Source organism: Sphingosinicella xenopeptidilytica (assembly GCF_042676985.1).
Taxonomy (GTDB): domain Bacteria; phylum Pseudomonadota; class Alphaproteobacteria; order Sphingomonadales; family Sphingomonadaceae; genus Sphingosinicella; species Sphingosinicella xenopeptidilytica.
Genome location: NZ_JBHTIK010000011.1, coordinates 153224 through 176619, shown reverse-complemented (window position 1 = coordinate 176619; position 23396 = coordinate 153224). Strand labels below are relative to the sequence as shown.

The window sequence follows — 23396 nt, the reverse complement described above, 5'->3', positions numbered from 1 at the left end:
CATGAAACTCGACTTCATCCCGCTCGCCAGCCTCAGCGTCAGCCGCGCCAACATGCGCCACGGCAAGCGCCCGCCCGACGTCGGCGACATCCTCCCCTCGGTCCGTGCGCGCGGCGTGCTCGTCCCCGTTCTCGTTCGTGCAGGAGGCGCCTGCGGCACCTTCGAGATCGTCGCCGGACGCCGCCGCTTCCACGCCGCGCTCGCCGTCGCCGCCGAGCGCCCGGACGACGCGGACGCCGCCATGCTGCCCTGCGCGATTCTCGATGACAGCGACGATGCCGCCGCCGTCGAGGCCTCGCTCATCGAAAACCTCGCCCGGCTCGATCCCGACGAGGTCGCCCAGTGGGAAACCTTCGTGCGCCTGACCCGCGAAGGCCGCACGCACGCCGACATCGCCGCGACGTTCGGCCTCGCCGACAGCGTCGTCCGCCGCGTCCTCGCGCTCGGCAACCTGCTGCCGCGCCTCCGCAGCCTCTACCGCCAGGGCGACATCGATACCGCCACCATCCGGCACCTGACCCTCGCCACCAAGCGCCAGCAGCAGGCATGGCTCGCGCTTCTCGATGACACGCAAAGCCATGCCCCGACCGGCGAGCGCCTGAAGGCATGGCTTCTCGGCGGCGCGGCCATTCCCGTCGAGCACGCACTGTTCGATGTTGAGGCCAGCGGCCTTGCCGTCACCGAGGACCTGTTCAAAAATGCATGCCTGTTCGCCGACGCCGACGCGTTCTGGACCGCGCAGAACGCCGCCGTCGCCGCCCGCGCCGACGCGTATCGTGCGGCGGAGTGGCACGAGGTCGTCACCCTCGGCCCCGACACGCCGTTCCAGAGCTGGGAGCATGAGAAATGCGCCAAGCGCAAGAGTGGGCGCGTCTACGTCGACGTGCGCCGCACCGGCGAGGTCGTCTTCCACGAGGGCTACATCACGCGCCGCGAGGCGAAACGCCTTCGCGACGGCGAAACTGACGCCGCGCCCGTCGCGGTGCCGCGCCCCGAGACCAGCAAGCCGCTCCGCGCCTATCTCGACCTCCACCGCCATGCCGCCGTCCGCGCCGTGCTCACCGCACACAGCGGCGCCGCGCTGCGCCTGATGCTCGCGCACGCGGTCTGCGGTTCCACCCTGTGGTCCGTCCGCCGCGAACCGCAGGCAACCCCGAATGAAGCCGTCGCCGAAAGCGTCGAAACCTCGGCGGGAGAAACCGCATTCGACAGCAAGCGCCGTGCCGTCCTCGACGTGCTCGGCCTCGATGCCGACTGCCCGAGCGTCGTCGGCGCCTACGGCGTTCGCGACCTTCCCGCGCTGTTCCTGCGTCTCGCCGAGCTTCCGGACGGCGTCGTTCTCGACATCCTCGCCGTCGTCATCGGCGAGACGCTCGCGGCGGGCGATCCCGTCATCGCCGCGCTCGGCCTCCATCTCGGCATCGACATGGCCGACTGGTGGCAAGCCGACGACGCATTCCTCGGCCTCGTCCGCGACAAGAGCACCCTCGCCGCGCTCGTTGCCGAGGTGGCGGGCAAGACGATCGCCGACGCCAACCACGGCGCGGCGGGCAAGGTGCTGCGTTCGATCCTCGGCGACCACCTCAGCGGCAGCAACGGACGTTCCCGCGTGACCCGCTGGGTGCCGCGCTGGATGCGGTTTCCGGCGTCGCGTTATGCCGAAGCCGCGCCGGAGCATGTCGCTGCGGATGCGCCAAACGCGGAAACAGCGAGGCTCGCCGCCTGAAACGCATGCGGGCGCGGGGTGCCCCCCCCGCGCCCGCAAGCGCGCCTTGCCCGCCGCTTCCTGCGCGGATGGCATCGGCGACGTCCCCGTCGAGGGTCGGTTCGGTCCGGTTCGTTCGGTTGGGGCGCGCCGTCGTCCGACACTGCAGCGACCGCCTCCGTCAAGCGACAAGTGACACTTGACAAACGACAAGCCCTGCATCAGAGTCGCACCATGGAGATCGTGAGCATAAGCCACAAGGGCCTGCGGCGGTTCTTCGAAGCCGGCAATCCCAAGGGCCTCGTCGGCGACACCGGCAGACTCCGCAAGATGCTCGCGTACATAGACGCCGCCGAAGACCTTGAGGAGCTGGCCATACCGCCGAACTTCGGGCTGCATGAGCTGACAGGCGACCGCAAGGGAAGCTGGTCGATGACGGTAACACGAAACTGGCGCCTGACGTTCCGCATCAATGACGAGGGCGCGCTGATCGATATGGATTTGGAGGATTATCATGGCGCTTAGGATGCACCCGTCTCTCGCGGTCCATGTCGGGGACTGGCTGAAGACCGAAATCGTCGCGCCCGCAGGCGTGAGCGTGACAGCGCTGGCAGAGCATTTCGGGGTGTCCCGGCAGGCGCTGAGCAACCTGCTGAACGGCAGTGCCAGCCTGTCCGCCGACATGGCGATCCGGTTCGAGAAGGCGTTCGGCGTGAAGGCGGACACGCTGCTGCGCATGCAGACCACCTATGAACTGGCCCAGGCCCGCGCGCACGAGCACGACATCAAGGTCAAGAAGTTCGCCCGGGCCGCGTGACCGCCGCGCCCTCGACAGCGTCCGCCCTGGAGCGTCCATGCTGACCAGCCGCACCCGCGCGCCCTAGCACCGCAAACTGTCCCCGTCGTGGACCGGCTGGGCGAAACAGGACAGGATCAGCGCAGCGACAACCACGGTTTATCCTTGGAAAACGTCGGCGGGGCTTGACGCCCCTCCTACGCCGCCGGCTGCCGACAGGAAGAGACCGTTGCAAGAATGTTCCTTGTATGTTCTCTTTGGCCCATGTCTCGAATCGATCCCGGCGAACTTGCAACCCTGCTCCTGACCGCCCCGCTCGGCGCCCGCATCGGGCTTGCAACGCATAGCGAAACCGCACGGCATGCCGCCGCACGCGCGCTCGCGGAAAGCGTTGTCCGGCGGCTTGAAGGCGTGACGGAGGTCGATCGCAACCAGCTCCGCTTGCCGATCTAGAGCCTCGCACGCAAACATGGGCACCGGTTTTTTGCTCAGAAAAGCTGCGTCAACAAAGCGATAGCTTGAGATATGCGATCCAGAAAATCACGCAGCCTGCTCGCGCGCCCGCTCAAGACGTCCTTCTCGCGGAGAGAGGCAGGACACCATGCTACCGCTGCTCCGTGTACGCCGTTACGGCGTACATATCTTGAAATGTACGCCGATACGGCGTACATGACGGATGAAAGGAAACTACCATGCTGGGCCACGACATCACCGGCGCGATCGACGAGCGGAGTACGGAACGCATGTCGTTTCGGACCAAGCCGCGCATCAAGGAAACCATCCAGAGAGCCGCGGCGCTCGCGGGCGTGGACGATTCCGTCTTCACGATGAACGCTGCCTACAAGGCTGCCATGGAAACGATTTCCGCGCACGAGCACACGACGCTCGAGCCCGTCGATCATGCGGCTTTCCTTGCCGCGCTCGACCGTCCGGCAGCGCCCTCCGACAGGCTGCGCGCTGCATTCGCACGTCACAGCGAGACGATCGAAAGCCGGTGAGCGGCGAAAAGGCGGATGCAAAATGCACCATGGAGCCGCTCGATCCATCACGGCATGATCGAGCGGCCTTTTCGTGCGGCATCGACCAGGTCGACAATTATTTCAAACGGACCGCGAACAAGCTCGCGAAAGCCGGCAATACCAGAGTCTATGTGCTCACCGGCCCGGACGGCGGCCTGATCGGATTTTACGCGACCAACGCCCACGCGGTTCACTATGCCGAGTTGCCTGACCCGTTCAAACGTGACCGGCCCGGCCACGGGATCATCCCTGCGGCCTATATCTCGATGATCGGCGTCGACAGCAAATATCAGGGCCGGGGTTTTGGCGGCGACCTGCTTGTCGACTGCCTCCGCCGTATCGCCGGCGCCGCCGCTGAGATCGGAATTCGCGTCGTCCTGCTAGACGTGCTCGACTGCGGCAACCCCGCGCGCGTCGAGCAGCGCAAGAGGCTCTATGTCTCCTATGGCTTCGTCCCGCTTCCGTCGAATGACCTCCGCCTGTACTTGCCCATGTCCGATGTCGACGCGCTGGTCGCGGCGTTCAGCTAAAGCCAACAGGGCGGTCCTTCAGGGATCAAACCGATCTGTTTGATCTCTGCCTTTCGTAACCCAGAATTACAGCTTCAGCTTTCGCGCTCCCAATCTCTGCACCCATCGCGAGCGTACACTTCCCTCCCGCCCTACAGACCCAACCTCAACCCGATCGAGCAGGTCTTCGCCAAGCTCAAGACTCGCCTGCGAATGGCGAACGAACAATCCGTCGAACCCAACTGGAAACGCATCCGAACCCTGCGCGATGCCGTCTCTCCCAGCGAATACGCCAACGACGTCAGAAACAATGGATAGGCTTCAGCCTAAGATCATCACGCTCTAGAACACACCTGCATGAGCCCGGTTCGCAAGATCATCCATATCGATATGGACGCCTTCTTCGCGTCGGTCGAGCAGCGCGACGATCCATCGCTTCGTGGCAAGCCCGTTGCCGTGGGCCACGGCGCCGCGCGCGGCGTCGTCGCAGCGGCAAGCTACGAGGCACGCGTGTTTGGTGTGCGTTCGGCAATGCCGTCGGTATCGGCGCTCCGACGATGCCCCGAACTTATCTTCGTGCCGCCGCGCTTCGATGTTTACCGCGCCGTTTCGAAGCAAATTCACGCAATCTTCGCCGACTACACCGATCTCATCCAGCCGCTCTCGCTCGACGAGGCCTATCTCGACGTGACCGCCAACCGCCGCGGTCTCCCGACCGCGTGGGACACCGCGAAGGACATCCGCGCGCGCATTCTTGCTGAAACCGGGCTCACCGCGTCGGCGGGCGTCTCCTACAACAAGTTTCTCGCCAAGCTCGCCTCCGATCAGCGCAAGCCGAACGGCCAGTTCGCCGTCACGCCCGACATGGGCGCAGCGTGGGTCGAGACACTCCCCGTCGCGCGCTTTCACGGCGTGGGTCCCGTCACGGCCGCGAAAATGAAGCGGCTCGGCATCGAGAGCGGGCGCGATCTTCGCGAAAAGTCCCTCGCGTTCCTCCGGCAGCATTTCGGAAGTTCGGCCGACTGGTATCATGCGATCGCACGCGGCGAGGACAACCGGCCCGTCGATCCCGATCGGGTGCGCAAATCGGCAGGCAGCGAAACAACGTTCAACCGCGATCTCACCGAAAACGCGGACATCGAAACCGGTGTGCTCGGGCAGGCCGACGACGTCTGGGCGTGGTGCGAAAAAACGCAGGCGTTCGGACGCACGGTGACCGTCAAGGTGAAGTATCAGGATTTCACGCAGGTGACGCGCAGCCGCAGCGATTCGGGTCCCGTGACCAGCCGGGAACGGCTTCACGAACTCAGCCTTGCGCTCATTCGGAGCGTGCTGCCGACACGCAAGGGGATAAGGCTCGTGGGTGTTACGGTTTCGAATTTCGCGGCGGCCGATCCGGACACCCCCCTGCCTCTTTTCTGAAACGATTCCCGAGGCTGTCGCCGCGCGATTCAAGTATGCCCTTCGCAATTTTCCCTGAATGACGGGCAAGTATTTTTTTCGCGGTCGGCACAGTTTTTTCTTGACGATTTTGACGCTGATCCGATTTGCGAGATGATACATTTGTATAATATAGCCATACGTTAGGACTTGACTTCGTACGGACCCGCCTTTCCGCGAGGTCTCAGGCACATTACTTACACGCTTGTCCAATCGGAATACAGCCGCCGGGCGTGTCACAATTCGGCAACATCGAAGTTTACCGATTAAGATCAATATCTTTGTCGTCTTGCCGCACCGCAAACCCGAGCCTATTTCCGCGCCGCCGCTGGATAAGAAACAAGGTCTCGCGCAGCGGCGCTGTTTATTCATTCAAATAAAGGTAAGCATAAAAATGAAGACATTCGTTCTGGCGTCGCTCGCGGCGCTCGCTGTCGTGTCGCCTGCGTCTGCCGACGTGTTCAATGGCGCTTATGCCGGTCTCGGCGCGACCCTCGACAACGTGAACGGTTCCGGCAGCCTCGAGGGCTTGGGTGCAAGCGGCGCCGGCCTCACCGGCTTCGTCGGCTATGACATGCCGCTCGGCGGCGCGTTCGTCGGCGTTGAAGGCAATATCGACCTCAACACCGCCGATGCTGGCGGGCTTGAAGCCAAATGGGGCTGGGGCGCGAGCGCCCGCGCTGGCTTCAAGATCAATGACGCGACGGGCCTCTATGGCCGCATCGGTTATCAGCGCAACAAGATCAGCGGCGGCGGCATCAGCGCGTGGGGCGACGGCGTCCGCTTCGGCGGCGGCGTCGAGACTGCGATCAGCGACAAGGCCTCGCTCCGCGCCGAGTTCAATCACGTGAACTTCGAGGACGACGTCATCAACAATCAGGGTGTCGTCGGCGTCCTGTTCCGCTTCTGACACGCGCGCAAACCGGGGGCGGCAGCCATATGCCGCCGCCCCCGCCTTTGTGCTTGCCTGCCCTTCGCGTGATCGCCGGGCGCCTTGGCCGCAGCGGCGACGGAACGTCTGTCGACATCCATCCTGTCACGCGGCGCCGTGACAACAAGCCCTGCCTCATGCAACAGACTTTGCCGTCTGTGACCATGAGAAAACGCGCCTGAATGCTGTTCATGATCCTCGCTGCTGCCGTGTTCGTCGTGCCGGAGGCCGAGATCTTCGCGTGCACGCCGGTGCAGGTCTGGGACGCCGACGGCCCGATCTGGTGCGCCGAGGGCCCGCGCATTCGGCTCCACGGGATCGCCGCGCGCGAAATGGACGGCACCTGCCGCCACGGTCACCCGTGCCCGGACATGCCGCCTATCGCGGCGAGGGACGTCCTGATCAAACTCCTCCAGCCCGCCGCGAGCGGGGCCACGTCGACCGGCCATCTCCGCCTTGTGGAGGCCAGCCCCATCGCCTGCCGCTCCCACGGCGGCGCGGGCGGCAACCGCACCGCCGCCCGGTGCAGCCTTCCCGACAAGAGCGATCTCGGCTGCCGTCTGATTGCGCTCGGCGCAGCGCGCGAATGGACGCGGTTTTCAAAAGGCGCCTATCGGCGCTGCGCACGCTGATGGCACGACGCGTCACCGAAACCGGCCTGCTCCTGCGCAGCGAAACCGGACTCGTGCTCAGGCGCGATGACGGCGGCACCTGGCAGCTTGACGCGCCGCGCCGCGCCGAGGCGCTCGTGGGGCGCCGGGTGCGGATCGCCGCACGGCGCATCGGATTCGACAGGCTCTCCGTGGAAGACATGACCCCGTGCTGAGAGAAAGGCCGCGATCGCGCAGAACATCCGCTGTCAAAGCAAGCAAAGAGACATCGCGGCAGCGGTACAATCAAGATTTTCCGATCGAAAGCCGCATATCTTCAGCGCACCTATATTCACATCTGGCGAATCGATACGGTTGAGTTATGATCTCGCCTTCTCCTGAACGCTAAATCAAGAAAAGTTATGGAGGAGCGCAACATGCTGGTGATCAGGACCTGGACCGCGTTGGGAAGCGAAGGGTCCGAGGGTTTTCGTTACAAAATATAATTCTCATCGGTTTGACAGTCGGGGAACTTAAGAAACCGCGCATTGACGAAACCGGGCCGGAAAGGGTCCGAGGACGAACTGGACCCATCCAGTCGTATTGAGGGGCGACAATTGCGCGGCCGCGTCCTGGATATTCTGGGAGACGTGCCGTGAGAAGTTTATCGGATGTCAGGGACGTACCCTGTGCATGTCCCCGCGACCGCGCCCCGGACGCGGACCGGGCGCTGCTCGCGCATTTGCTCGGCTTCGTCCTGCCGGACGCCAGGGCGACCCGGCTCGCCGAAACGCTGATCGCGGAACGCGGGAGCTATCCGCGCGTGCTGACGAGCGCGCCTTCGCTCCTGATCAAGCTCGGCGTCCCTCCCAAAGGCCTCGACATCCTTGCAACCGTTGCGCAGAGCCTCGAACGCGCGCTTTTCCGGGAACTGACGCACGGCAACGTGCTCGCAGGATGGCAGGCGCTTTATGACTATCTCCATGTGAGCCTCGGGCACAGCCGGCGCGAGCATTTCCGGGTGCTGTTCCTGAATTCCCGGAACGCGCTCATTACGGACGAGGAGATGGGCGTCGGTACGGTCAACCAGGCGCCTGTTTACGTTCGCGAGGTGATACACCGCGCACTCGACGTCGGCGCGACCGCACTCATTCTCATCCACAACCACCCCTCCGGCGATCCGACCCCCAGTCGCGACGATATCCAGCTCACCAACCACGTTCGCGATGCGGCGCGCGTGCTTGGACTTCAACTTCACGATCATGTTGTCGTCAGCGAGAGCGGAATAAAAAGCTTTAAGACGCTCGGCCTGCTTTAACTTGCTGTTCATATACTCGGAGCGTAAAATAAGAGATTGAAGTCTCGCGGAGGCCCGATGGTTGCAGATACCATCATTGCCGAGCACTTTGGCCGATTGGACGTCGCGAGCCTTTCGACTGCCGAATACGATCGTGGTGTTGCCTCGCTACTTTCCGCAATTGCAAATGAAGTGCAGGAAGAACGGCGACTGGAGCTCTGGCTCGCCGCGCGCACGCTTGGCTTCGCGCCGCCCTCACACAGGACGTTCACGGATGCCGCGATCCGCGCGCGCGCGGCGAGCATCGAGGATGCCGGCTACTAGGCGCTAGTGCCGCGTCCCTTCGGCTGAACCCATTCGATTGATCCGGGCAGCGACCTCCAGGAACACATCCCGCCCGCGTGCGTCGCCCCGCGCATCAAGCTCGGCCGCCTTCAGGCTTGCATAGCCGGCCGCCATGTCGCCGTGCTCCTCCATGAACCGCCGCGCAACGGCCCAGAGCTCCCAGTCGCTCAGCGGCGGCGGCACCATCCGCAGACTCCCATTCCATCCCTTCGGCCCCACGGGACGTGAGGATTGAATTCAGTATAAATTCCGGACTGCACGTGGGCATTCATTCGATCAAGTCCATTTCAGTCTTCCAACACGCAAGTCATGTTCAACACCGCAAGGAAACGTCAAATTGGTAAAGACGCTGCCATATTAAGCGCAATTCTGGCTTTGGAGCGGACATGCGGTATCTGACGATCTTGTGCGTGGCATTTGCCGCGATGCCGGCGTTGTCGCATCCGGGCGGCCTCAATGCTGAAGGCTGCCATAACAACCGAAAGACCGGCGACTATCATTGTCACCGTGCATCCGCATCGCCACGGTCCGAAACGCCGTCCCGGTTGTTTGGTGCGTCGGGCGGGGCCTACCGGAACTGCAGCGAGGCGCGCGCCGCGGGCGCCGCGCCGATCCGCATCGGCGAGCCGGGGTACGGGCCGCATCTCGACAGGGACGGCGACGGCATCGCGTGCGAGCTGTATCGCGGTCGGTGAACCTTGCCCTCCATGCGGGCTTCTCCGCCGCCGGATCGCGCTCACGCGGTGACGGGGACAAGCGATACGGGCTTTGAAACGTTGGGCGGGACCAGCAGCACCGCACAACGGTGACCCATGCAGCGCACGGAACACTTCGGCGTTCGAGACATTGTTTCGGGAGAGATCCCTTAACGAGAGGAGCGCGCGTTGATCAAATGGGCCATTATTTTCGCCATCGCCGCATTGGTGCTCGGCGCCCTGGGTTTCGGCGGCCTCGCCGGCGCTTCGATGGGGATTGCTAAAATCTTGTTCGTCGCGGCGCTGATCATTGCCGTCATTTTTCTTGTTCTGGGACTTACCGCCGTCCGGAAGATTACGTGACCACCGGCCCCGCCTGATCAGGACAAATCGTAACGCCCGGCCCCAGTGCCGGGCGTTTTCGTTTACGAGGCGCCGTTGACCAGTCCTATAAACCAAAGGACGAACGCGCAGAGCACGAGCCCGCTCAACGCGATCAGCGCGAGGTCCTTGAGGCGCGTTCCAAGCCACCGGGTACGGATGCTGTCGGGACCGAGCGTCCGCTCACGAGCTTCGCGTTTGAGTTTCCGCCTGCGTCCTGCCGGACCCGCGTTCAATGGTGCTATCTCTGTCATACTTCGCGTTATCCCTGCCAAGCTGACTGTCAGATGAAGGACCCCAAGCCCGCCCTGTGCGTCCCTATGGGCCTTACGTGAAGGAAGGCGGGGCCGACACGACCCCGCCAGTATCGGTCAGGCAGCGACCTGACGGTTTTCTTTCTCCGCCTCTGCCATCTGGTCCTTCACGGCCAGCTTCAGTTTCTTCAGCCGGGCCAGAAGCACCTGATCGGGGAGCGGCCGTGCCGCCTCCCTTGCGAGTTCACCTTCGAGGCGTGCATGTTCGCGCCGCAGATAGTTCAAGAGATGATTGGACATCGCCCACTCCATGCAAAAGTTGACTATGTTCGTGCCGACCTGAACGGCTCGGCCCGGCCTATTTTGGATCGTGCTTCGATCGCTTCAAGACCAGCGCGCCTAGCCGGATCGCCTCTTGTCATCGTTCCCGTTTTGTTCTCATAATCGTGGCATGAGACGAATCACCCGAGACGAGCTTGCAACGTGGATCAGCGTGAGCCTGAAAACGGCGTCGAAGGTCGATGTGCGAAAGTTCAAATCGAAGCTGCCGCACGAGTCGGACGAAGGCGCCAGCGCGCTTGCCGGGCGCATCTGCGACCTGATCGACAACAGCGGAACGATGGTCATCGCCGCCGAAATGGTGGACGCCTCACCGCATGGCAAAAGCCCCGGCAAGTTCGGCGTGACAGAGCCCGACCCGTGTCCCTGACATGCCACCCCGTGAGCTGGTCAATCCCATCCGCGACCTGTTCGACGCAGCCGTCCGCCACTACGCCGTCAAGCTCACCTGCCCCCGCTGCCGCCATCAGCGGATATTCGATCCCCATGCCCTCTGGTATCACTTCCACAAGCGCGGCCGACCTGACTGGCTCCCAGACGTCCGTGAGAAGTGTAAATGCACGTCCTGCGGGGCGCGGCGGCCGACGCTGGACCTTGTGCGCGAGCCGCCGACCGATGAGACGCTGCCGATGCCGAGCGAGGCCGTATGGAAGAAGGAGCTACGGCGGCGGCGTTGAAGGAGACCCGATATGACGGCACAGGCACGACGGGCGCCGGCCGAAAGCTGGCGCGACGGCCCCGGCAAAACCGCGCAGATCGTCCTCTGGCGGAACGGCGCGGCGATGCAGCTCAAATGCAAGTGGGGCCTGAAGCCCGTCGAGATGTACGGAAACCCCGTTCACCTGCTGCGCTCGGAAGGCCGCACGATCACGAATCCCTGCCTCATCATCGCATCGGATTTCACGATCGATGCGGGCAAGGGCTCGCGCAGGAAGCGCTACACGGCGAAGCTCATCACCGACGAGCCGTGCTTCTGCTTCGCGGGTGTGTGGCGTCCGGCGGAGGATGGATGGCCCGAGGCGTTCGCCGCGCTCACCGTGGAAGCGAACCCCGACATTGCGCCCTACAAGGACCGCCACATGGCCGTCGTGCGCCCCGACGACTGGCAGGACTGGCTCACGCAGCAAAGGCCCGTGGGGGAGCTCTTGCGGCCATTTCCGAAGGGAAGTTTCGAGATCAGCGACCCCGCGAAGGGCGGCGCGGTCGTGAGCGGGCTGCTCTAGGCGCATTTCATGCCGCGCTGAACCAAGGGCCGCCTGATCCGTTGAATGGCAGGAGGTCGCCATGGATCAGCACCAAAAGATGAAAATGGGATGGGGGCGCTTCGCAGCGATGGTCGCCACGTCGACGGGCATCATGTTCGTCCTGATGTATCAGCTCGTCTATGCTTGGGATCACGCCCTGTTCAGCCTCACCCGCTTTGTCGGCGCCCTTGTTATGGGCTGCGTCATGACGGCGGTGATGCTGGTTTTCATGTGGCGCATGTACCGGCCAGACGCCGCGAAGATTGCAGTGCTTGCCTTTGCTGTCATCGGCGGCGTGGCGCTCCTAGCCGTGAACCGCAGCCAAGCCTTGATTGGCGATAGGGATTTCATGAAAGCCATGATCCCGCATCACTCGATTGCCATCAACAATGCACGCAAAGCCGACATTCGCGACCCGCGCGTGCGCTATCTTGCAGACCGGATCACGCGCGATCAGGTGAAGGAAATCGCGGAAATGAAAATGCTGATCCGGGACATCGAGCAGCACGGCAGGCGCGCAGACCAGCCGCTGCCAGCCGCACCCGCGACGTTGCAGCCCGAAGGCGCGAGGGAGGCAGTAGACTTGGTGAGCGGCAGGTTGCTCGTCGAAAAGCCCCTCTGAAGCCCTTGGCGGCCTGCTCACGCATTGCTGCACGCGCGCCTCGTGATACGCTCGCGGCATGTGCAACCTCTACACTGTCAACGTGAGCGCGGCCGACATCGCCGACGCGTTCAAGGCCCGGATGCCGACGAGCTTCAACGCCGCGCAGGGCGACGTGTATCCCGGCGCTCCCGGCATGGTGGTGCGCGAGGCGGACGGCGGGCGCGTGGTGCAGGCGATGACGTGGGGCTTCCCGCTCCCGCAAAAGAGCAAGAAAACCGGACTGCCGATCAAGCCCAAGCCAGTGAACAACATTGCCGACCTGTCGAGCTTCATGTGGCGCCATATCGCCCCGCGTCCCGAAAATCGCTGCCTGATCCCCTTGACCGGCTTTGCCGAAGCCGAAGGCGAGCAAGGCGCCAAGACGCGGACGTGGTTTCGGGTGAAGGGTCAGCCCGTGTTCGCGTGGGCCGGGATGTGGAAGGACAGCACCGAGTGGGACGCGGTCTACTCGGGGCTGATGACCGATTGCAACGCGACGGTTGAGCCGGTGCATCATCGGATGCCGGTTCTCTTGCTACCCGATGAGTGGGAGCGCTGGCTTCACGGGTCGCTCGACGACGTACAGGCATTTCAGGACCGGTGCTTCCCGCCTGAACTTACCGAAATCGAGCGGACGGCGGAGCCTTGGATCAGGCAAATACGCCCCATATCTCACGTCTAAGACAGTGAATCTGGACATTGACCATTGGCGGGCATGCACTTGCCGATGCCGCCTCGCGCCGACTAAGCCGTCGTTCGCCGCCTCGAGTTCGTTGATCAAAAGCTGCCCTTCATTCAGCAGTTTGCCGTTACCTATGCGTGGGGGCGAAGGGATTCGCTCCCAGCTTGAAGCGCGCATTACATCGGAAATATAGAGCGTACTGCCGCCGGATCTGCGCGTTGGACCATAATTTTCACCGCCTGTTCAGCTCCTGGACAGGTTCTCGTGTGGACATCCGGCAACGGCATGATAGCCTGGCACATCGGGCGATGAATTTCCCTATCGTGAGCACGCCCCCGACAGAGAGCTCCGCGCTCCCGCTTGCGGAATTGGAGCCGGGGGTATGGGCCAGGAACAAGCCATCCCGCAGTTTGAGGCAGAAGGCGTCACTTCTGAACCGAATTTCCCAGATTTGGGGGCAGTTAACGGTGGCATGCGTTCGCGCGTCGATTCTTTCGACTGGGGCATCACCCCCTTAGGACCGCGCGCCGCCTGGCCATCCGAACTTGAAATCGTCGTTCAGCAAATCCTCGACTCCCGCTTTCCCAAGGCCATCGTGTGGGGAGATGAATTCACCACCATCTTCAACGATGCCTTTCTGCCCATCCTGGGCGCCAAGTCCGATGCGCTCGGGCATTCGTTTGCGGACATCTGGTCTGAAGTCTGGGATGAGATCGGTCCGATCGCCGCCAGAGCCTACGCGGGCACGCCCACCTACATCGAGGACTATCCGCTTACCATCAACCGATCAGGCCGGGACGAGCGGGCGTGGTTCACCTTTTGCTACAGCCCGCTGCGTCTTGCCGACGGAAGCGTCGCGGGCATGATGGACACCGTCATCGAGACCACCGGCAAGGTGCTGATGCAGGCCGACCTGGCCCTCGTCAATCAGGAACTCGGGCACCGCCTGAAAAACACGCTGGCTCTCGTCCAGGCGATTGCCGCCCAGACCTTGCGCGGCGCCGTCGATACGGACGCGATGAACGACTTTTCCAGCCGCCTTTCAGCGCTGGGCCATGCCCAGGATATCCTGCTGCGTAAGGATTGGTCGCGTGCTTCCCTTTGGGAAGTCATTTCGGCATCGCTCGAACCGCACAACGCGGACGGTCGTATCGCGATAGACGGACCCGACATGCAGATCGGCTCACGCGCAGCCATAGCCGGATCGCTCATGCTGCATGAACTCGCTACGAACGCGGTCAAGTATGGCGCGCTGTCTTCGCCGACCGGCCGCATCCATCTGTCCTGGGTGATCGAGGACGATCATCTGAGCCTTCATTGGCGTGAAACAGGCGGTCCGCCCGCCGCCGAACCTCAGCGAAAGGGGTTCGGCACGCGCTTGATAAACATGGGCATGGCGCGGGGGAGCAGGGTCCGGAGGCGTTTCGACGCGGAGGGGTTCCAACTTGACGTCCAGACACGGTGTTCCGAACTCTCAAGCTGAAAAGCCTGCCGGTTGGGGCAATCTATCTTATCAATCAGCGCCCAAGGCTGCTATCGCCGACAAAGGGGACGTTGAGCAGACGATCGTGGTTTCCTGAAGGCGGACGTTTGTTCAGACGTCCAGGAAGGACAGTGATCGAGTTCGGCGACGACGATGAGGCGCATGGATTTGTGTCCTGTTGCTTGAGGCCGCAACCAGCACGGCCTCATGCCCCCCGATCACGCCAGCAGGATGGCGGGGCGCATTGGACCCGCGTTTTGCCGCTGTCAGAGCTTCGGGGTGACGCCTTGCCCTTGGCGCTTGCGCACCGCTTCTGTCCGCAATTGCTCAACCCACCGTGCGGACTGGCGATCTTTGGCGACCATGCCGCCCTGATCGACCAACCAGACATAGAACTCCGGGATCGGAAACGCGGGATCGTTCGCGGGCCCGCCCCACGTATAGCGGAGCACCGTGCCGCATCGCGCCACATCGACGGAGGTTCCCATCGTGCGGCGCAGATTAGGATGCTGGGTGCGTCCCATGCCTTCGAGCACCTCAACGGCACGCGGGGGCAGCAGCGTTTCGTTGCCGCCGTCCACGGCAATTCTGGCATTGGTGCTGACCGCGCAGACAGGCTTGCCCTGTTCAGTCCATTGCACGAGGGTGGTGCCTGTGTTCGGCAGATAATGGGTTTGGGCGGGACCATATTTTGTGGTCAGGGCAGTGACGAACTGCTGTCGCGTCGGCGGCGTCTTGTTACCCCGCGAATAGCGGTGAATGGCATAGACGCGCGGCTCCGCTGGCGGACTGGCGAACCAAATCCTGAACCGTGAATCGCCCGCGCGAAATTCGAGTTCATCGAGAAACGCAGGCGTCTGAAATCCCGTGACGCCATCCGAGTAAGGGTAACGCGCCATGCGCTTGTTCACGAGTTGGGCGTTCGGGTCGAACGCCTTGATGGCACGCGTGACCTCAGCCTCGGTCATGCCAAGCTTGATGCCCGTGATATCCAGCTTATCCGCCGAAACCCCTTGCGTCTGCGCCGATGCGGTCATGCCGGACACCGCGCCCAACACCAATGCACCGCCCAGCACAATACTTCGCATTCTTCTCATGTGATTACCTGCCTTTTGTGGATGGAGGGGATTCACGTGCCTTGCAGCAGCTTCGCCGCCTGCGCGTAGTTGTGCGCCTGCCAGAGCGTGTAGCCGCCGAAGCCGATGAAAAAGACGCCCACGAGGATGAACAGCAGCGGGAAGCCCACCGCCGTCATAAGGCCGCCCATGATGTAGCCCGGAATGGCAGGCGTGGCGTAGATGGCGCGGGTGCGGTCATTCCGCAGCGCCAGCGCCTGAAACGTGCCGTTCTTGATCCGTCCGGCCAGCGTGACCGTCTCGCCGTCCTGCACGTCCGGCATATTGGGAAGCTTGATCTGCACGGAGCGGTCATCGACGCGGAAGGCCAGCGCGTGGCCTGTGCGGACAGACCCGCCATTTTTGCCGATATGCCCCTCGGTCACGGGTGCATGGCGAATGCCGGAGACAACTCCTGTTATCGTAGTGAGAGACATGCGGTTACTTTCGTTGGGAAGAAACGGGACAGGCGGCAAATGACGGCGCGAGGCGCTATCCCGTCACATCGCTGATATCGTTGCCGCGCCAGTCGGGCGGCATGCTCGATTGGGCGCAGTAGCGGGCGCTACGTTCCCAGCCATGCTCGCTCTTGGCGGTGAAGGCCGTATCCCCCGTGAGAGAATAGACGGAGGTGCTGGTTTCCGGCGGCGCGTTGTCCTGCAAATCCCCGCAGGCTTCCGTCACGCGGTAGGTATTCGGCCCTGTTTGCTCGATTTTCTTGAACTCGCAGAAATCCCGTGCGCCGCCGATGCCGTTCCGGCGCAGCAGCGTCGTGGTGGCGTTCGAGGCTTGGCCGCACGGCGTATCGCTCTCGACGTAATAGCCGCGCTTGAGCGGCAAGGCCGCGATGGTGGCCGCTTGCGTCTTGGCCGGAGCGGCTTCCGTTGCAGCGGGCGCGGCGGCTTGGTTTGCGGCGGCGATATCAGCTTCGGCGGTGGCCATCCCAGCCGTGTTGCCGGACTCCGTTGCCTCGGCCCCGTCTGTGGCGGCGGCATTCTCTGCCGTCGCAGCGTTCTGGTCGCAGGCGGCAAGCCCCGCCGCGAGCAGCAGGGGTACGATAAGGTGACGGGCTTTGCTCATTACATCTCCGCGTGAAAATCCTTCCCTCTATGGTTAAGGTGGCGCGGGCGGGCATTCGTCCCCTAAACAGGGGAGAAAACAGGCACGGCAGGACGGCAGAGCACCATCCCGCCGTATTGTTCATGCGAGGTTGTTGGTGCGGAGATAAAGTTAATCCGCACTGCCAGATGAATGAGGGGGCGTTACACGGCCATGCCGTCGCAAGAACTCTATGAATCGTCCCGCGTCTCGGGATTGATTGCGCATCTTTACGATGCAGCCATAGACGACGCCTTGTGGTCAGGCACTGCGACACGCATCGCGGAAACGCTCGGCTCGACCAGCACCGTTCTTAAATTGCACGGCGACAATGCCCGCGTGAACCTTCTCGAATGCACGGACAACCTCATGGTGTCCGAGCGGGAACAGGCATGGGCGCATGACTGGCACCGCAAGGATTTATGGGTGGACCGCAGCGTCGCCTACGGCATGTCACGCATCATCACCGACGAGGATTTGGTGACGCGCGAGGAGCAAGCGCGGAGCGGATTTTATCAGGAATGGCTACGTCACCTTGATATCCATCACATGATTGGCGCGGTGTTCCCCGCAGCCGACGGGGCTATCGGAGTGCTCGGCATCCACAGGCCGCAAGGTGCCGGAGCCTATCGTGCAACGGAGCGGCGGCAGGCGGCGCTGGTGCTGCCGCATTTGCAGCGGGCGCTGCGTCTCGGGCAGCGCTTTGCGGCGGTATCCCATGCCCATGCGGCTACATTGCAGGCGCTCGACAAGATGGATACGGGCGTGCTGATGGTGGACGGCACAGGCCGCGTCATTCAGGCCAGCAGCATAGCGGAGCGCCTGCTGCGTGATAACGCGGAGCTTGCGTTTATTTGCGGGCGGCTAGCGCTGCGCTCGCCAGCCCTTCACGACAAGCTAACTGAACTGGTACGCGGGGCAATGGCCACCGCACGGGGACAGATTGCCAAATCCGGCGCTGCGCTCGCCATTCCGCGTCCGGATCGCATGCCGCTGGCCCTTGAGGTTGCGCCCTTGCGTCCGGCAGTCTCTGCCTTTGGGGAGCAGCGTCCTTGCGTGCTGGTGTTCATCCGTGATCCCGAAGCGCCGATCGCCGTGGCGCGGCTGCGTGAGTTATTCGGCTTCACGCGAACAGAGGGAGTGGTTGCTGCCGCTCTCGGACGGGGAGCCTCGCTGGAGGATATCGCGGCAGGCATGGGCATCGGATTAGCCACCGTGCGCACCCATCTCAAACGTATCCTCGCCAAGACCGGAACACATAGGCAAGCGGAAGCGGCGGCGTTGCTGGCGCGTAGCGTTCCGACGGTTTCCAATCACTGACAATATGGACGCGTCCGGCATTCCGGGTTGGGTGCCCGGTCACTGCAGTGGCCTAAAGGATGTTTGACCCTCACGGCTGACGACTGCTTGGAGCACACTGCCTTCGCTCTGCGCGATGACGTGCGAATGGCGAGGGTCGTGAATAGCTGCCACTATCGTGCAACTGCTACAGTTGACCGGCAGATGCCGCCAACATAGGCTGACATTCAGCAGTCTTCATCTGCGCCCTGAAACCTTCCGTTCGATCATCCAGCTGACCATTGGCATGGGCGACCTGCTTTGGGACAAAACCGTATTTCCCTCGCGCTATGTTCAACGGTAGGTTCCGCGCCAAAACCCGACTCTCTGTTTTCAGCCGACTTGCCTTACCCCGTGACTGCAACTGGGCCGATTCCCGACCGGCGGCTTCTGGATCGAAGATTGCGGCAAGCCGGCATTCGAGCCGTAGACTCTCGCAGTGCAAACGGAGCGCTTAATCGGTAACAGTTACGGGGCCGAGAGTTCTAAGCCTGATTCCTGCTGTCAAACCAACATAACCGTCGACCTGAATTGACTCGCGTGTCGCGGCCATTCCAGGGGCCTGCGGGAGATCGTGTACGGATAATCGCAGCATCCCTCGCCTTGCGACCTTCAAACGCGCATCAAACTGTTCGTGAAACGTTTGCGCCACCAGATCACATCCTGATCACGGACGTTTTCGAACATCGGCTTCCAACGCGCGATCCGCTCCTCAAGCGACATCGCAAGCGCCCGTTCGATTGCGTCCGCGATATCGTCGGGACTGTATGGGTTGACCAACAAAGCGTTGCTGAGCTGGGAGGCGGCACCCGCAAATTGCGAAAGAATGAGGACACCCGGATCCTCGGGGTTTTGGGATGCGATATATTCCTTGGCGACGAGATTCATGCCGTCGCGTAAAGGAGTGACGAGACCGACGCGCGCTGCCCGATAGACTCCCGCGAGCACGTCTCGCGGGAAGCCCTGATTGACGTAGCGCAGCGGCACCCAGTCGATATCGGCAAAGGCGCCGTTGATCCTCCCCGACAGAGCATCGAGCTGGGCACGAATGTCCTGATAATTCTGCACTGTCGCGCGCGATGGCGGCGCGATTTGCAGCAGATAGACATTGGCATGCGCATCGGGCCGGGTCTCGAGATAGCGCCGGTACCCGTTGAAGCGCTCCTCCAGCCCCTTAGAATAATCGAGGCGATCGACGCCGACGATCAAACTACGCCCGATCGAGCTTTCGACCATCCGGCCATGGGTTGCGATTGCCGAAGGACTGCTCGCGCTGGCGACGAACTCCTGCGCGTCGATTCCGATCGGGCAGGCGATCGCTCGGATCGTGCGTCCGCCCACCGTGACCTGCCCATTCTCCCCGATCGAACCGTCCATTTCGCGGACGACATAATCGTGGAAGGTCTCGAGCCATTCATCCGACTGGAATCCGAGCACGTCATAGGCGAACAATGCCTCCACCAGGCGGCGATGTTGCGGCAAGGCGGTCATCAGTCGCGTCGGCGGCCAGGGAATGTGCAGGAAAAAGCCCAGCCGATTGGTCAGCCCGCGCTGGCGCAGCACCCAGCCGAGCGGGATCATGTGATAATCATGCACCCAGATCAGATCGTCGGGCAGGATATGTGGCCCGATGACGTCGCCGAACACGCGATTGACCCGCTCATAACCGCCCTGGAAATCGCGCTCGAACTCGGCCAGGTCCAGTCGATAATGGAATAAAGGCCACAAGGTGCGATTGGCGTATCCGTCATAATATTCCTCCACATCCTGCTCGGGGAGGTCGATTGTCGCCGAGGTGACGCCGTCATAGGATGCGAACTTCAGGTCGCCGGTTTCGCCGGTTTCGCCCGACCAGCCGAACCAGATGCCGTCGGCCTCCCGCAGCGCCGCGGTCAGGGCCACGGCCAGGCCACCCTGCGTACCGGGCTGATCCGCCGTGGGGACCGAGACACGATTGGAGATGACGATCAGCCGGCTCAACGGACCGCACTCCACGGCTTGCTCAGCAGCACGGCGCAATTGATCATGCCGACCAGCGAATAGGTCTGCGGATAATTGCCCCATAATTCGCCGGTGACCGGATCGATGTCTTCCGACAGTAATCCCGCGGGCGTGCAACGCGAGAGCATTTCCTCGAACAGCCCCCGTGCGTCCGCATTGCGGCCGGTGAAGTGCAGCGCCTCGATCAGCCAGAACGTGCAAACATTAAACGCCGTCTGCGGCAGGCCGAAATCGTCTTCGGTCGCATAGCGCAGCATGTGCGATCCCCGCCTAAGCCCGCTTTCCACGGCCGCCAATGTCCCGCGGAAACGGGGATCGTCCGGCGCGAGGAAGCGCAGATCCAGCAATTGCAGCAGGCTGGCATCGAGGTCGTCTCCGGCAAAGGTAGCCGACAAGCTGTTCAGATCCGGGCGCCACGCAGCCTCCTCGATCCGCGTGCGCATCATGGTCGCCCGCTCGCGCCAGAAGACTTCGCTCTCCGGAAGCCTCAGCGTTTCCGCGACATTGGCCAGCCGGTCACATGCCGCCCAGCACATCGCGGCAGAATAAGTGTGGACATGACTCTTGGTCCGCAGCTCCCATAATCCGGCGTCGGGCTGATCGAATTTCTCCCAGGCGCGCTCGCCCACGGGCTCGAGCGCCTTGAAATCCTCGACACCGCCGATCCGCAACAGGCGATGGTCGAAAAAGGCCTGGGCGTTCGACAGGATGATCTGACCATAGGCATCGTGCTGGACCTGCTCATAGGCCTGATTGCCGACGCGCACCGGGCCCATCCCGCGATAGCCGTTGAGCGCGGTCGCCTCCCCCTCGATCAGCGTCGTCTCGCCGCCGACCCCGTACAGCGGCTGGATGTGCCCCCGCGCCGCATTGTCGACGATGTTGCGCAGATATTCGAGATAGCCTTCGAGCACGTCGAGCGCGCCGAGGCGATTGAGCGCCTGCACGGTGTAATAGGCGTCGCGCACCCAGCAATAGCGATAATCCCAGTTGCGTCCGGATCCCGAATGTTCGGGGATCGAGGTGGTCAGCGCGGCGACGATCGCGCCGGTTTCCTCATGCTGGCACAGCTTCAGCGTGATTGCGGATCGGATCACCGCCTGCTGCCACTCATACGGTGTGGCCAACCCGCGCACCCAATGGCGCCACTCGTCGATGGTGTGATCGAGCATGCTTTCGAGCGCGACGCCGATCTCGTCGGAGAAACCCTCATCGGGTCCCAGGAAGAAATAGACCGGGCGCTCGACGCGGAACAGCCGTTCATCCTCGATCCAACCCACCGCTGCCGTGGTCGACAGGCGCAGCACGCAGTCTTCGACCAGATAGCGGATATGGTTCGACCCGCGCGTTGTGGCCGCCTGCGAGGTACCCCATTGTCGCGCCGGGCGCAGCCGAATACGGATGCGCGGGCTGCCCGCCACCGGGCGGACGATCCGGGCGAAGGCGACAGGCCGATACATCCGGCCATTGCGCTTATAGCGGGGACAGAAGTCGATCACTTCGATCACATTGCCCTGGTCATCGACATGCCGGGTGACGAGCACCGGGGTGTTGCGCAGATACGATTGAGTCGTCTCCACAACCCCGTCCAGATCGATTTCCCAGAACCCGTAGGCGTCGTCCCCGGCGGCCGGGGCATCGTCGAGCAACGAGCAAAAGACCGGGTCTCCATCCACCCGTGGGGTGCATCCCCAAACGAAGCGGCCCGCGCGATCGACCAGCGCGGAGACCTGGCAGTTACCGATTGGCCAGAGATTGAGCGTAGCCGTCATGCAGGCTGCTCAAGCCATGCCCGCACAGCCGGGACATCACGCAGGCGATACCGCGCAGCCGTCGCGCGCTCAGCGCCAACCAGCACGCCAAATCCTCCCAGCGCCGCAACCGCGACGAAGCCCGCTTCGTCGGTAACGTCATCGCCCACAAAGACGGGCACAGTTCCCGCAAAGGGAGATTTTGCCATCAGTGCGGCGATCCCGCTACCCTTGTCGTGCCCCGCGGCGCGTAGTTCGATCATCATCTTTCCTTCCTGCACCGCCAGGCCGTTATCGATCACCAGACTCTGTACGAGCCTGCGCGCTGCAGGTTCGGCTTCGGGGGCAAGGCGGTAATGCACCGCGACGCCCAGCGTTTTCACTTCCACGACGACCCCTTCCTGGCCGGCGAACGTCGCCCGTATGGCGTGTTCAGCCTCGATCAAAGCCGCCGGGCGCACAGGCGCCGCACGGCTCGGCCCGATATGGATTTCGGCGCCGTGGCTGCCGATCAGAGCCACGCCTTCTAGCGTTTCACCCAGAAATCCCTCCAGCTGTGCGATCGACCGACCACTTACCAAGGCAACACGACCCCGAAAAGTTCCCGCCAATCGACGGATCAGCGCCTTCAACGCGGGATCGATGACGACGGCATCGGGGCGTCCGGCCAGTTCGACCAGGGTGCCGTCGAAATCGAGCAGCACGGTGTGTCGCCGCGGGATCAGCGGCGGCGGCGGTGCGAGCACCGCTTCGGGGAAAGATGGGGAAGGCATTGGCAACCTTTTAGCCGCAAACGGCCAAATGCGAACCGTACCCGGCCTTGTCAGAGGGGAAAAAGCGCTCGACCGCGAGGATGGTGGCCACTCACGGCGGCTGTGGTGAACGACCGGGCCTGGTCGCAAACAGCCGATGGCTGGCTAAGCAGGCGAATGTCCGCTTACCAGACCTGTCTTTATGATTCCAGACAGTCGCAAATGTCCAACCTAGCCGCCGTTCCTCTCGGCGGAATTGATCGGAAAGACCTCTCCGCTGCTGGAACGACAGGATGACGTTCCAGATACTTCCGGGTAGCACGGCCATTCTTAGCCGCGCCGGGAAACAGCCACTTCCAGCTGACCTCTCCGTATCTGGCAACCACATGGCGGGCAGGCCATTGCGCCTGGACCGGCCGCCCTCTTGCCCCAACCATCGCCCGGTCACGGATTTCCCCGGCCGGCGTTGCCGTCCTCCTCGCGGATGCTTGCTCTTCAAATCCGCGCCCCGTCTCCGGTCCTTCGCGTTCGCTTCGGCCTTGCAGGTTCGGCAAGGGCGCTGACGCCGTTCCTCAGGCTGGCCATCGCCCGCGAATGGTCGCCGGCGAGACACAGGAGAGAAATCATGTCTGCAATCGGCTACGTCACCCGCGAAGGCGACAGCTTCAAGGGCCAGCTTCGCACCCTCACGATCCGCGCCGCGATCGAGATCACGCCCAACCCGTCCAAGGCCAGCGACAGCCATCCCGATTACCGGGTGTCGTCCGAAGGCATCGAGGTCGGCGCCGGCTGGAAGCGTATCGGCGAGACGTCCGGCAACGAATATGTCGCGCTCGTCATGGCCGCGCCGGAGTTCGGCCCCCGCCGCATCTACGCCAACCTCGGCCGCGCCGCAGGCAAAGACGAGAACAGCTTCGCCATCATCTGGAACCCGGCGGACTGACCGCCACCCGGCTCCCGCATCCCTGCGGGAGCCGGTTTTCCGCCT

General features: G+C 63.0%; 30 protein-coding genes and 1 pseudogene. 23 read left to right on the top strand and 8 right to left on the bottom strand.

Annotated features, from left to right (window positions below; genetic code table 11):
- Nucleotide 1 precedes the first annotated feature (1 nt).
- The 13 genes and pseudogenes from ACFQ00_RS15330 (at nt 2) to ACFQ00_RS15270 (ending at nt 8611) form a co-directional block, all read left to right on the top strand.
- Nucleotides 2-1726 carry a ParB/RepB/Spo0J family partition protein gene (locus ACFQ00_RS15330; protein ID WP_381492649.1) on the top strand — a complete coding sequence of 575 codons (1725 nt, stop codon included), beginning with the start codon at nt 2-4 and terminating at the stop codon, nt 1724-1726.
- 213 nt (nt 1727-1939) lie between these two features.
- On the top strand, nt 1940-2230 hold the full coding sequence (locus ACFQ00_RS15325) for a type II toxin-antitoxin system RelE/ParE family toxin (protein ID WP_381492646.1): 291 nt from the start codon (nt 1940-1942) through the stop codon (nt 2228-2230).
- The gene (locus ACFQ00_RS15320; protein WP_381492644.1) at nt 2220-2522 is read left to right on the top strand and encodes a HigA family addiction module antitoxin; all 303 of its coding nucleotides are present in this window, start codon (nt 2220-2222) and stop codon (nt 2520-2522) included. Before ACFQ00_RS15325 ends, ACFQ00_RS15320 begins: the two co-directional genes overlap by 11 nt.
- A 243-nt stretch (nt 2523-2765) precedes the next feature.
- A complete protein-coding gene (locus ACFQ00_RS15315) occupies nt 2766-2954 on the top strand; it encodes a DUF6771 family protein (protein ID WP_381492640.1) in 189 nt (62 codons plus the stop codon).
- A gap of 239 nt (nt 2955-3193) precedes the next feature.
- Nucleotides 3194-3499, top strand: coding sequence for a type II toxin-antitoxin system TacA family antitoxin (locus ACFQ00_RS15310; RefSeq protein ID WP_381492636.1), 306 nt, complete (start codon nt 3194-3196; stop codon nt 3497-3499).
- Between the two features lie 29 nt (nt 3500-3528).
- Nucleotides 3529-4050, top strand: a complete 522-nt coding sequence (locus tag ACFQ00_RS15305) for a GNAT family N-acetyltransferase (RefSeq protein WP_381492633.1) — start codon at nt 3529-3531, stop codon at nt 4048-4050.
- A 123-nt stretch (nt 4051-4173) separates the two neighbouring features.
- Nucleotides 4174-4347: pseudogene (locus ACFQ00_RS15300) on the top strand (IS630 family transposase); the annotation flags it as partial.
- 39 nt (nt 4348-4386) lie between these two features.
- Entirely contained in the window at nt 4387-5451 is a 1065-nt protein-coding gene (gene dinB, locus ACFQ00_RS15295) for a DNA polymerase IV (protein ID WP_381492630.1), read from the top strand.
- A 412-nt stretch (nt 5452-5863) separates the two neighbouring features.
- Nucleotides 5864-6379: an outer membrane beta-barrel protein gene (locus ACFQ00_RS15290; protein ID WP_381492628.1), complete on the top strand. Its 516-nt coding sequence runs from the start codon at nt 5864-5866 to the stop codon at nt 6377-6379.
- A gap of 203 nt (nt 6380-6582) precedes the next feature.
- On the top strand, nt 6583-7032 hold the full coding sequence (locus tag ACFQ00_RS15285; protein ID WP_381492625.1) for a thermonuclease family protein: 450 nt from the start codon (nt 6583-6585) through the stop codon (nt 7030-7032).
- Nucleotides 7032-7226, top strand: coding sequence for a DUF5818 domain-containing protein (locus ACFQ00_RS15280; protein ID WP_381492622.1), 195 nt, complete (start codon nt 7032-7034; stop codon nt 7224-7226). The genes ACFQ00_RS15285 and ACFQ00_RS15280 overlap by 1 nt, the downstream gene beginning before the upstream one ends.
- Nucleotides 7227-7645: 419 nt before the next feature.
- Nucleotides 7646-8308, top strand: coding sequence for a JAB domain-containing protein (locus tag ACFQ00_RS15275; RefSeq protein WP_381492619.1), 663 nt, complete (start codon nt 7646-7648; stop codon nt 8306-8308).
- A gap of 57 nt (nt 8309-8365) precedes the next feature.
- Nucleotides 8366-8611 (top strand): hypothetical protein, encoded by a 246-nt coding sequence (locus ACFQ00_RS15270; protein ID WP_381492617.1) that lies wholly within the window; start codon nt 8366-8368, stop codon nt 8609-8611.
- Between the two features lie 3 nt (nt 8612-8614).
- Here the strand turns inward: ACFQ00_RS15270 and ACFQ00_RS15265 are convergent, their stop codons facing one another.
- On the bottom strand, nt 8615-8818 hold the full coding sequence (locus tag ACFQ00_RS15265) for a hypothetical protein (protein WP_381492614.1): 204 nt from the start codon (nt 8816-8818) through the stop codon (nt 8615-8617).
- Nucleotides 8819-9018: 200 nt separating this feature from the next.
- On the opposite strand from ACFQ00_RS15265, the gene ACFQ00_RS15260 reads away from it, so the two are divergent.
- Both ACFQ00_RS15260 and ACFQ00_RS15255 read left to right on the top strand, forming a co-directional pair.
- Nucleotides 9019-9327: an excalibur calcium-binding domain-containing protein gene (locus ACFQ00_RS15260; RefSeq protein WP_381492611.1), complete on the top strand. Its 309-nt coding sequence runs from the start codon at nt 9019-9021 to the stop codon at nt 9325-9327.
- A 189-nt stretch (nt 9328-9516) separates the two neighbouring features.
- Nucleotides 9517-9690, top strand: coding sequence for a DUF1328 domain-containing protein (locus ACFQ00_RS15255; protein WP_271256721.1), 174 nt, complete (start codon nt 9517-9519; stop codon nt 9688-9690).
- A gap of 389 nt (nt 9691-10079) precedes the next feature.
- Here ACFQ00_RS15255 and ACFQ00_RS15250 read toward each other — a convergent pair whose 3' ends face one another.
- Entirely contained in the window at nt 10080-10262 is a 183-nt protein-coding gene (locus tag ACFQ00_RS15250) for a DUF465 domain-containing protein (protein WP_339709868.1), read from the bottom strand.
- Between the two features lie 151 nt (nt 10263-10413).
- Between ACFQ00_RS15250 and ACFQ00_RS15245 the strand changes: the two genes are divergently transcribed.
- From ACFQ00_RS15245 to ACFQ00_RS15220, 6 genes are all read left to right on the top strand, one after another.
- Entirely contained in the window at nt 10414-10671 is a 258-nt protein-coding gene (locus ACFQ00_RS15245; protein WP_381492608.1) for a hypothetical protein, read from the top strand.
- A gap of 1 nt (nt 10672) precedes the next feature.
- Nucleotides 10673-10978 (top strand): hypothetical protein, encoded by a 306-nt coding sequence (locus ACFQ00_RS15240; RefSeq protein WP_381492606.1) that lies wholly within the window; start codon nt 10673-10675, stop codon nt 10976-10978.
- A 12-nt stretch (nt 10979-10990) separates the two neighbouring features.
- A complete protein-coding gene (locus ACFQ00_RS15235) occupies nt 10991-11524 on the top strand; it encodes an SOS response-associated peptidase family protein (protein WP_381492602.1) in 534 nt (177 codons plus the stop codon).
- 61 nt (nt 11525-11585) lie between these two features.
- Nucleotides 11586-12167 (top strand): DUF305 domain-containing protein, encoded by a 582-nt coding sequence (locus tag ACFQ00_RS15230; protein WP_381492599.1) that lies wholly within the window; start codon nt 11586-11588, stop codon nt 12165-12167.
- A 58-nt stretch (nt 12168-12225) separates the two neighbouring features.
- On the top strand, nt 12226-12870 hold the full coding sequence (locus ACFQ00_RS15225; RefSeq protein WP_381492596.1) for an SOS response-associated peptidase: 645 nt from the start codon (nt 12226-12228) through the stop codon (nt 12868-12870).
- 382 nt (nt 12871-13252) lie between these two features.
- On the top strand, nt 13253-14353 hold the full coding sequence (locus ACFQ00_RS15220) for a sensor histidine kinase (protein WP_381492593.1): 1101 nt from the start codon (nt 13253-13255) through the stop codon (nt 14351-14353).
- Nucleotides 14354-14619: 266 nt separating this feature from the next.
- Here ACFQ00_RS15220 and ACFQ00_RS15215 read toward each other — a convergent pair whose 3' ends face one another.
- From ACFQ00_RS15215 to ACFQ00_RS15205, 3 genes are read right to left on the bottom strand one after another with little or no spacing between them, the layout of a single operon-like run.
- The gene (locus tag ACFQ00_RS15215) at nt 14620-15429 is read right to left on the bottom strand and encodes a hypothetical protein (protein ID WP_381492590.1); all 810 of its coding nucleotides are present in this window, start codon (nt 15427-15429) and stop codon (nt 14620-14622) included.
- A gap of 53 nt (nt 15430-15482) precedes the next feature.
- On the bottom strand, nt 15483-15905 hold the full coding sequence (locus tag ACFQ00_RS15210) for a hypothetical protein (RefSeq protein WP_381492588.1): 423 nt from the start codon (nt 15903-15905) through the stop codon (nt 15483-15485).
- 55 nt (nt 15906-15960) lie between these two features.
- Nucleotides 15961-16548, bottom strand: coding sequence for a hypothetical protein (locus ACFQ00_RS15205; RefSeq protein WP_381492585.1), 588 nt, complete (start codon nt 16546-16548; stop codon nt 15961-15963).
- 192 nt (nt 16549-16740) lie between these two features.
- Here ACFQ00_RS15205 and ACFQ00_RS15200 point away from each other — a divergent pair, with 192 nt between their 5' ends.
- Nucleotides 16741-17886: a helix-turn-helix transcriptional regulator gene (locus tag ACFQ00_RS15200; RefSeq protein ID WP_381492583.1), complete on the top strand. Its 1146-nt coding sequence runs from the start codon at nt 16741-16743 to the stop codon at nt 17884-17886.
- Between the two features lie 630 nt (nt 17887-18516).
- Here ACFQ00_RS15200 and ACFQ00_RS15195 read toward each other — a convergent pair.
- Genes ACFQ00_RS15195 through otsB form a run of 3 tightly spaced genes read right to left on the bottom strand, consistent with a single transcriptional unit; the run spans nt 18517 to nt 22360 of the window.
- Nucleotides 18517-19884 carry an alpha,alpha-trehalose-phosphate synthase (UDP-forming) gene (locus ACFQ00_RS15195; protein WP_381492581.1) on the bottom strand — a complete coding sequence of 456 codons (1368 nt, stop codon included), beginning with the start codon at nt 19882-19884 and terminating at the stop codon, nt 18517-18519.
- Nucleotides 19881-21677, bottom strand: coding sequence for a glycoside hydrolase family 15 protein (locus tag ACFQ00_RS15190; protein ID WP_381492578.1), 1797 nt, complete (start codon nt 21675-21677; stop codon nt 19881-19883). Before ACFQ00_RS15190 ends, ACFQ00_RS15195 begins: the two co-directional genes overlap by 4 nt.
- On the bottom strand, nt 21674-22360 hold the full coding sequence (gene otsB, locus ACFQ00_RS15185; protein WP_381492575.1) for a trehalose-phosphatase: 687 nt from the start codon (nt 22358-22360) through the stop codon (nt 21674-21676). Before otsB ends, ACFQ00_RS15190 begins: the two co-directional genes overlap by 4 nt.
- A gap of 673 nt (nt 22361-23033) precedes the next feature.
- Here otsB and ACFQ00_RS15180 point away from each other — a divergent pair.
- Entirely contained in the window at nt 23034-23351 is a 318-nt protein-coding gene (locus ACFQ00_RS15180; protein ID WP_381492572.1) for a DUF736 domain-containing protein, read from the top strand.
- Nucleotides 23352-23396 lie beyond the last annotated feature (45 nt).

Bases quoted from the DNA above. Each gene is read 5' to 3' on its own strand.
- ACFQ00_RS15330 (WP_381492649.1), top strand. From the start codon at position 2: ATGAAACTCGACTTCATCCCGCTCGCCAGCCTCAGCGTCAGCCGCGCC.
- ACFQ00_RS15325 (WP_381492646.1), top strand. From the start codon at position 1,940: ATGGAGATCGTGAGCATAAGCCACAAGGGCCTGCGGCGGTTCTTCGAA.
- ACFQ00_RS15320 (WP_381492644.1), top strand. From the start codon at position 2,220: ATGGCGCTTAGGATGCACCCGTCTCTCGCGGTCCATGTCGGGGACTGG.
- ACFQ00_RS15315 (WP_381492640.1), top strand. From the start codon at position 2,766: ATGTCTCGAATCGATCCCGGCGAACTTGCAACCCTGCTCCTGACCGCC.
- ACFQ00_RS15310 (WP_381492636.1), top strand. From the start codon at position 3,194: ATGCTGGGCCACGACATCACCGGCGCGATCGACGAGCGGAGTACGGAA.
- ACFQ00_RS15305 (WP_381492633.1), top strand. From the start codon at position 3,529: ATGGAGCCGCTCGATCCATCACGGCATGATCGAGCGGCCTTTTCGTGC.
- dinB (WP_381492630.1), top strand. From the start codon at position 4,387: ATGAGCCCGGTTCGCAAGATCATCCATATCGATATGGACGCCTTCTTC.
- ACFQ00_RS15290 (WP_381492628.1), top strand. From the start codon at position 5,864: ATGAAGACATTCGTTCTGGCGTCGCTCGCGGCGCTCGCTGTCGTGTCG.
- ACFQ00_RS15285 (WP_381492625.1), top strand. From the start codon at position 6,583: ATGCTGTTCATGATCCTCGCTGCTGCCGTGTTCGTCGTGCCGGAGGCC.
- ACFQ00_RS15280 (WP_381492622.1), top strand. From the start codon at position 7,032: ATGGCACGACGCGTCACCGAAACCGGCCTGCTCCTGCGCAGCGAAACC.
- ACFQ00_RS15270 (WP_381492617.1), top strand. From the start codon at position 8,366: ATGGTTGCAGATACCATCATTGCCGAGCACTTTGGCCGATTGGACGTC.
- ACFQ00_RS15265 (WP_381492614.1), bottom strand. From the start codon at position 8,818: ATGGTGCCGCCGCCGCTGAGCGACTGGGAGCTCTGGGCCGTTGCGCGG.
- ACFQ00_RS15260 (WP_381492611.1), top strand. From the start codon at position 9,019: ATGCGGTATCTGACGATCTTGTGCGTGGCATTTGCCGCGATGCCGGCG.
- ACFQ00_RS15250 (WP_339709868.1), bottom strand. From the start codon at position 10,262: ATGTCCAATCATCTCTTGAACTATCTGCGGCGCGAACATGCACGCCTC.
- ACFQ00_RS15245 (WP_381492608.1), top strand. From the start codon at position 10,414: ATGAGACGAATCACCCGAGACGAGCTTGCAACGTGGATCAGCGTGAGC.
- ACFQ00_RS15240 (WP_381492606.1), top strand. From the start codon at position 10,673: ATGCCACCCCGTGAGCTGGTCAATCCCATCCGCGACCTGTTCGACGCA.
- ACFQ00_RS15235 (WP_381492602.1), top strand. From the start codon at position 10,991: ATGACGGCACAGGCACGACGGGCGCCGGCCGAAAGCTGGCGCGACGGC.
- ACFQ00_RS15230 (WP_381492599.1), top strand. From the start codon at position 11,586: ATGGATCAGCACCAAAAGATGAAAATGGGATGGGGGCGCTTCGCAGCG.
- ACFQ00_RS15225 (WP_381492596.1), top strand. From the start codon at position 12,226: ATGTGCAACCTCTACACTGTCAACGTGAGCGCGGCCGACATCGCCGAC.
- ACFQ00_RS15220 (WP_381492593.1), top strand. From the start codon at position 13,253: ATGGGCCAGGAACAAGCCATCCCGCAGTTTGAGGCAGAAGGCGTCACT.
- ACFQ00_RS15210 (WP_381492588.1), bottom strand. From the start codon at position 15,905: ATGTCTCTCACTACGATAACAGGAGTTGTCTCCGGCATTCGCCATGCA.
- ACFQ00_RS15205 (WP_381492585.1), bottom strand. From the start codon at position 16,548: ATGAGCAAAGCCCGTCACCTTATCGTACCCCTGCTGCTCGCGGCGGGG.
- ACFQ00_RS15200 (WP_381492583.1), top strand. From the start codon at position 16,741: ATGCCGTCGCAAGAACTCTATGAATCGTCCCGCGTCTCGGGATTGATT.
- ACFQ00_RS15190 (WP_381492578.1), bottom strand. From the start codon at position 21,677: ATGACGGCTACGCTCAATCTCTGGCCAATCGGTAACTGCCAGGTCTCC.
- ACFQ00_RS15180 (WP_381492572.1), top strand. From the start codon at position 23,034: ATGTCTGCAATCGGCTACGTCACCCGCGAAGGCGACAGCTTCAAGGGC.